This window comes from Abditibacteriota bacterium (genome assembly GCA_017552965.1).
Classification (GTDB): Bacteria; Armatimonadota; UBA5829; order UBA5829; family UBA5829; genus RGIG7931.
Genome location: JAFZNQ010000080.1, coordinates 1 through 7454 on the forward strand (window position 1 = coordinate 1; position 7454 = coordinate 7454).

The following is a 7454-nucleotide window of genomic DNA, read 5'->3' on the forward strand; positions in this document are numbered from 1 at the left end:
ATTGAGCGGGGCAAAAGGAATATTTCAGCCCTCCCTCTGCCTGCAATTATTCTGTCAAATAAAGAACGCGTTTTTTTGTTGAAAAATACTGCGTCCGGGTGCTATCATATAAGTGGCGCCGGACGCTATCTGTTTGTATATTACTAATCATCACACCGCATTTCCGCTGCAGCGGCGGTCCGGGCGCCGTCACACCGGATAAAGGAGTCCAACCATATGGCGAAAAACGACAACCAGTCAAAAAGCAGATCCCCCAAAAAACCTGCAGTCACCTCCAAACAGCTCAAAGCCCTTCTGGCCAAATGCGCCGCGGACCGGGACGACACCGACGCTCTGCGCCGGTTCCTGGAAGCTCTGGCAGACTGTCCTCTCTACGTACCCTGCAAGATGCATATCACCGAGGAAGCGTCGGCTGTCATGAAGAGGCTGGAGGAGGAAGGAGTGTCCTCCGAAGATATGGCCGAAGAGGACCGCCGCGCCATCATCGACGGTCTGATACCCATCCCCATGGACGTGACCATTGACGGCTCGCGCCTGGTCCCGGTCTATACGGACAAAAAGGAAGTGGTGATCCTGCCCGAGGATCACGACCTGGTGGAGCTGGGTCTGGGGTATGTGTATGGCTACGTGAAGGACACGGACGGAGTTGACGGAGTCGTTTTCAACAGAGAGACCGACTGCTTTACCCTCTTTGTCAACAAGGAGCCTCAGGACGCGCAGACCGTCCCGGACATGCCCGGGCGGCAGCCGGCTCACACCGACGTCAGCGACAGCGGGCTGGGCATCGGCGTGGACCGGATGGAAGTGTTCAACTTTGCCCTCTACACCAACGGCATCCTGCCTGTCAGGGGCATACAGATCCTCAACAGGACCGGGGAGCCCGCCCGGGGCCTCACCCTCAGGATATCCTCGTCCTACGCCTTTTTTGACACCTTTGAGCAGGCGCTCCCGGATATACCGGAGGGCCGCCCCGTCCGTTTGCCCGACCCTGCCCTGGTAGTCAGGGGCGGCGTTCTGGCCGGCCTCACCGAGTCGGTGAACGCTTCCGTCACAGTCGAGCTGGTCTCCGAAGGCGAAAGAGTGTGCGGCGTCACCGAGCAGATGCTGGTGCTGGCCTACGACCAGTGGATGGGAGGCGAAGGCTATGCGGAGCTGCTGCCCGCCTTTGTCATGCCCAACCACCCGGTCATACCCATTCTCAGAAACGACGCCAGGACCGTGCTGGCCTCCTGGGGCAAACCCGTTTCCGCCGAGGGCTATCAGTCCAACGATCCCAACCGTGTGAGAGAGCTGGCCGCCGCCGCCTACGGCGCGGTGCAGGCCAAAAACATCGGCTATTCGGAAAATCCTTCCGGATTCACCGTGCTGGGCCAGCGCATCAGGACTCCCGAGACCGTGATGGATCAGCGCACCGGCACCTGCATGGATATGACCCTTCTCTATGCCGCTTTGCTGGAGGATATGGGGCTCCATCCCCTGCTGGTGCTGGTCAAAGGACACATCTTCGCGGGCGTCTGGCTCAGAAACAGGACTCCGGAGGAGTTGCGCTCCGCGCCGGTGGTCATCGACGACCTGAACTATCTGACCTCCCGCGTAGGCAACCGCTCCGACGAGTTCACCTTTGTGGAATGCACCGCCATGTGCGCGGGCAAAGACGTGACTTTTGAGCAGGCGGAGATGAGCGCCAGGGCGGCGCTGCTCGGCGTGGAGTTCGACTGCGCCATAGACGTGTTTCTGTCCAGGCTCCACGGCGTCAAATCCATACCCGCCAGGACCAAAAGCGGCTACAAGATAGCGGCGGATGACAGAGACCTCACCCAGGTCACCCCTCCGCCCGCCGAGCTGGATATCACCCTGGCGGAGCCCGCAGCCGCAGGCCCCCGCAGGATCACCGGCAAAAAGGAGCTGTGGGAGAGCAAGCTGCTGGATCTGAGCTCCCGCAATATGCTGCTCCATCTGCCCCTCAACGCTTCGGTGGAGCCCATTATGTCCAGCCATATAGACGAGCTGGAGGACGCTCTCTCCGACGGCCACGAGTTCAACCTGCTGTCCGCTCCCGACTGGGTGACCGATCTGATGATGACCCTGCGGGACGCCGACGGCAAGGAGGGCAAGTCGGTGCACTGGCTGTCCGAGGCCCTGAAGCGCTTCGGCTGCTATGAGCTGACGACGTGGCCCGCCAACACTGACTTTGACATCAACGAACGTTTTCGCCGGGAGTATCACAACCACCGGCTCTACACCTTCCGCAGCCCAGCGGAGCTGGACCGCTCCCTCACCGGCATTTACAGGTCGGCCCGGGCCAGCCAGCAGGAAAACGGCGTCAGCAGCCTATATCTGGCTATCGGCGTCCTCCGGTGGCTGGCGGAGCCGGACAGTCAGGAGCCCTTCTACGCTCCCCTGATCCTGATGCCCATAGAGATAGTGCGCAAGTCCGCCAATCAGGGCTACGCCCTCCACGCCAGGGCGGAGGAGCCCCACTTCAATCTGACCCTGCTGGAGCTGCTGCGGCAAAACTACCGGCTGGACATCCCCGGGGTGGAGCCTCTGCCCGCGGACGAACACGGCACCGACATCAGACGGGTGTTTGCCATGGTCCGCAAGGCTGTGGCCACGCTGCCCGGCTGGGACGTGTGCGAGACCTGCGTCATAGGCAACTTCAGCTTTGCCAAGTTTGCCATGTGGAACGACATACACACCGCCGGCGATATGCTGGAGGGCAGCAACGTGGTCCGCAGCCTCATGAAGGGCCACGTTGACTGGACACTCACCCCCGCGTCGGAGGCGGAAGGCCGGCACGTCTTTTTGCCCGTTTCCGTGGACGACACCCAGCTGCAGGCGGTGAAGATGGCCGACTGCGGCATGACCTTTGTGCTCCACGGACCTCCGGGCACCGGCAAATCCCAGACCATCACAGCCATGATAGCCAATCTGATGGCCAAGGGCAAAAAGGTGCTGTTCGTGGCCGAAAAGAAGGCGGCTCTGTCCGTGGTGCAAAAGCGGCTGGCAGCCCTGGGCATCGATCCCTTCTGTCTGGAGCTCCATTCGGACAAGGCCAACAAAAAACAGGTGCTGGAGCAGCTGGGCAACGCCCTGACCATAGACAGGCCAGCCGAGCGCAGCGATTATGAACAGAGGCTGAAAAGGGCGGCCGAAAGCCGCCGGCGCATAGACGGCTACGCCGAGCATCTCCACCGCATCCGCACCTGCGGCAAGAGCCTGCGGGAGCTGATCGCCCTCTACGAGACCGTGCGGGACAACGGGTCCGCCGTCACCTTTGACAGCGATGCCGCCGGACAGCTGACCGAAAGCGTCATCAGGACCCATCCGTCTCTCATAGGCCAGCTGGCAGCCGCCGGCGAGGCCGTGGGAGGCATAGCCGGCAGCCCTCTCCGGGGGGTGGGCCTTACGGCCTACAGCGCCGAGGTCAGGAGCAGCCTGCCAGGCGCGGCCTCCGCCTACCGCTCGTCCCTGCAGGCCCTGAAGGACTGCGCCGGCGCCGGACCGGCCGGCTTTGAGGCGCCCCGGGATCCCGACGAACTGTCCCGATACGCAGCTATGCGGGCCCTGTGCCGGGAGATAAAAGCGGCGGGGCCGCAGCTGATGGCTCTGCTCACTGCGGACAGGGACGCCGTCGCCGCCTGTCTGGACAAGACCGAGAAGATCCGGGCCGAGAAGGAGCAGCTGCTGGAAGACTGGACCGCCGACTTTCTCACCATGGATATGCAGCCCCTGCTGACCAAACACGAGGCCGCGGCCAAGAAGTTCTTCGGCAAACAGGGAGCCATGAATCAGGTGACCGCCGAGGTGCGGGCCTATTCCAAGAAGCAGATCGGCTATGAGGACATTCCCGCCCGGCTGTGGAAGATAGACGCCTGGCAGAAGAATGACGCCGAGGCCCGCCGGGCTCTGGAGGCTCTGTCTGCGGACGCCCGGGCCGTGGCGGAGGCCTGGCCCGACCGCCGGAGCCTGGAAGCGGCTTACGCCTCCGCCGCCGATATAGCCGAAAGGGCAAAGGCCTTCCCCGGAGGCCTGGAAGCGGCTTACGCCCTGGCCGGCGACGACGCCCGGTATGCGGCTTTGGAAGCCCTGGGAGACCTGGCCGAAGGGTTTGAGCGCGACAAGAAGGCCTTTGACGAACTGCTGGCCCGTCCCGCGGCAGAATACGGCGAGGACTGGGCGGACAGGGAGACCGCTCTCTGCGACTATCTCCTGGAACGGCCCGCCGCCCTGAAGGACTGGGGGCTCTACAACAGTGTGCGCCAAAAGTGCGCCGAGGCCGGCCTGGAGCCGGTGGCCGAGGCCTATGAGCAGGGCATGCCCGCCGGAGAACTGGAGCAGGCCTACCGCAAGGGCTTTTATCTGGCCCTGATCAACCACATCATAGCCGGCGACGACCTGCTGAGCAACTTCTCGGGACCCACCTTCAACGAAGCCATAGTCCAATTCAAAAAGATCGACGACTATATGCTGCAGCTGACGAAAAAGGAGATATATCTCCGGCTGGCGTCCCGGCTGCCCGGCGCCGCCGTGTCCCCGGAGGAGGGACAGGAGCTCAACCTGCTGAGAAAGGCCATCGGCAGCAACGCCCGGGGCATTTCCATCAGGAGCCTGTTTGAGAGGATACCTCACATACTGCCCCGGCTCACGCCCTGCATGCTCATGAGCCCGGACTCCGTGGCCCAGTATCTGGCCCAGAAAAACGACCTCTTTGACGTGGTCATCTTTGACGAGGCTTCCCAGATACCCACCTGCAAGGCTGCCGGCGCCCTGGCCAGGGCTTCCGCCGCCGTGATAGTGGGCGACCCCAAGCAGATGCCGCCTACCGCCTTTTTCTCCGGAGAAGGCCCCGAGACCGACGATCTGGCCCTGGACGATCTGGACAGCATACTCGAAGACGCCCTGGCCCTGGGCATCCCGTCCCAGTATCTCCAGTGGCACTACCGCAGCTCCCACGAGAGCCTGATAGCCTTCAGCAACAGCAGGTTTTATGACAACAGGATGTACACCTTCCCCTCCGCCAACGACATGGAGAGAAGGGTGACCGCCGTGTTCGTGGAAGGCCTCTACGCCAACAACACCAACCGCAAAGAAGCCGAGGCGGTGGTGGCCGAGATAGTCAGGCGATTTCACGATCCCGCGCTGCGGGACCACAGCATCGGCGTGGTGACCTTCAACATGAAACAGCAAAACCTCATCGAGAACCTGCTGGCCAAGCAGTTCCAGACCGATCCCGAGCTGGACGCCTGGGCCAACAACGGAGAGGATCCGCTGTTTGTCAAGAATCTGGAGAACGTGCAGGGCGACGAGAGAGACGTGATACTCTTTTCCGTCGGCTACGGACCCGACGAAAAAGGCCGGGTGTCCAACAACTTCGGCCCCATCAATATGCAGGGCGGAGGCAAGCGGCTGAACGTGGCCTTCTCCCGGGCCAGAATGGCTATGACCGTGTTTACCAGCATGCATTCCACGGATATCAGGGTGAGCGAGAGCTCTCCGGACGGAGTGGTGGCTTTTCGCGACTTTCTCCGGTATGCGGAGGGCCACGAGCTCTACGCCGAGGATCCCGAGGCTGCCGCGGAGCGGCTGGCCAGAGCGGGGATCATGCAGAATATCTGCAAGGCCGTGGAAGAATACGGCTTCAGGACCGCCACCATGGTGGGACACTCCGATTTTCACGTGGATATAGCCGTGGTGGACCCCTGCGAGCCCTCCAGATACCTGATGGGCATCATGCTTGACGGCGAAGGCTACAGGCAGACCTCCAACACCCGGGACAGAGAAGTGTCGCAGCTGAGCGTGCTGAGACGGCTGGGCTGGAAGCTGCTGAGAGTGTGGACCATCGACTGGTGGGACAACAGGGACAGGGAGATCGCCAGACTGAAGAGAGCCCTGGACAAGCTGAGCGCAGACTCCAGAGCCCGCAGCGAAAAGCGTAAGGCCGAGGAAGCCGCCAGGCAGGCGGAAGAAGCGGCCAGAGAAGCCGAGAACCAACAGCTCAGATCGCAGCTGGAAGCCCAGGCCGATCAGGTCATGGCCGAAGACGCGGCCGCCGAGGATGCGGCCCGGACCGAGCCGGAGACTGCTCCCGTGAGGGAGGTGATCGCCTCCGGGACCGAAACCACCGTCACGGTAAACCCCGGCGAGACCGTGAAGATCGAGATAGATCTGAATGGCGGCGGCGGGGCCGAAAAGGGCAAGGCCGAAGAGCCTGCCCCGCAGACTCAGGCGGAGAAGGCCATGCCCTGGGAGGAAGCCGCTCCGGAAACTCAGCCCGATCAGGCGGAGGACGCGGCTGCGTCAGCAGAAGAAGGCGCCGCAGGCGCTGAGGCCGGGCAGGAGGAAGAAGAGCCTGCCACCGTGACTCCGGCAGGGGAGACCATGCCCTGGGAGGAAGCCGCTCCGGAAACTCAGCCCGATCAGGCGGAGGACGCGGCTGCGTCAGCAGAAGAAGAAAGTGACGCAGGCGGCGAGGCCGGACAGGTGGAAGAGGCAGCAGCGCAGGAAGCGGAAGCCGAGGCCGGCGACGGGCAGCAAGAGGCCGATACGCCCGGCGAAGCCGGAGAGTCCGGCTCCGCCTGGGAGCCGGAAGAGCCTTCGGAATACGTGTATGCCGAGCTGGAAAACACGCCTCTGGGCATAGCCGGCTTTTCCGAGCCTTCCAACAAGGCCCTCATAGCCGACAGGATCGCCGCGGTGGTCAACGCCGAAGCGCCCATCCTCAAGGACGCCGTCATGCGCAAGGTGTTCGGGTCCTTCGGAGTGCAGAAGGGCGCCGCCTCGCTGGAGGTGTTTGAAAAGGCCTTCAGGGCCTCCGGAGTCAGAGCCCGCAAGCAAAAGGGCATCATATACTGCTGGAAAGAGGATCAGGATCCCAAGACCTACGCCGCCATCAGAGTCTCCAACGAGCGACCCGGCGAAGAGATCTGCCAGCAGGAGATCCGCAACGCCGTCTGCTATGCGCTGAAACACCACGGCGTGATGGAGAGAGACGACCTTATCAAAGAGGTCAGCCTGATTTTTGGCTACAAGCGGCTGGGCGAGAAGCTCAGGGCCGCCCTCGCGGCGGGCCTGCAGTGGGCCAGGAATTCGGACGCCATAGTGTCTGCGGGCCCCAACAAATTCGCTCTGCCGGACAAGGACGAAGGGGAACACTAACGAGTGGAAGAGTGCGCTGCGGCAGGCGCGCTGCGCCTGCCGCAGCGCATTTTATTATTATGCCTTTCCCGGGCGCTGCGCGCCCGGGAAAGGCATCCTTTTTTTAGGGGAGGCGAATTATTGAGCGGGACAAAAGGGCCGGAACATCCCGGCGGCCGCTCCCCGCGTCATCCCGGCGACACCGCCAACACCCCGCGTCATCCCGGATCCTCCGCCGTCATCCCAGCGCACATTATTGTGCGTTGGAGATCTGTGGGGGCACCGACGGCCTTTGGCCGTTGGGGGGTCCACATAGG

The 7454-nt window shown here is 62.7% G+C and carries 1 protein-coding gene; it reads left to right on the forward strand.

Going from position 1 to position 7454, the window contains the following annotated elements:
• Positions 1-216: 216 nt before the first annotated feature.
• Positions 217-7158: a DUF3320 domain-containing protein gene (locus IK083_07390; protein MBR4749374.1), complete on the forward strand. Its 6942-nt coding sequence runs from the start codon at positions 217-219 to the stop codon at positions 7156-7158.
• Positions 7159-7454: the final 296 nt, after the last annotated feature.

Coding starts and splice junctions, on each gene's coding strand:
- IK083_07390 (MBR4749374.1), top strand. CDS start 217: ATGGCGAAAAACGACAACCAGTCAAAAAGCAGATCCCCCAAAAAACCT.